The 208-nt window shown below is 65.9% G+C and carries 1 protein-coding gene; it reads right to left on the reverse strand.

Annotated elements, in window-relative coordinates; translation table 11 throughout:
* A partial coding sequence (locus tag Absy_RS12565) for a hypothetical protein (RefSeq protein WP_158319862.1) occupies nt 1-208 on the reverse strand: 208 nt, incomplete at both ends.

The following is a 208-nucleotide window of genomic DNA, read 5'->3' on the forward strand; positions in this document are numbered from 1 at the left end:
CTGGGTCAGGCTGGCCTCACCGGCGTTCGAGAGGCTCCCCAGTTTGCCACCACTGACTGTGAGCGTGGCCCCCGCGCTATTGGTGGCGGCTCCGGTGACCTGACTGCCGGTCAGGGTTGCGGTGCCGCTCTGGTTGGCGAGTGTCTGGAGGAGCGAGGCATTCTGTACCGTGAGTGTGCCGGTGTTGGTTGTGGTGCCATCCACCGAG

The organism is Acetobacter syzygii (assembly GCF_000964225.1).
In the GTDB taxonomy this organism is placed as follows: Bacteria; Pseudomonadota; Alphaproteobacteria; order Acetobacterales; family Acetobacteraceae; genus Acetobacter; species Acetobacter syzygii.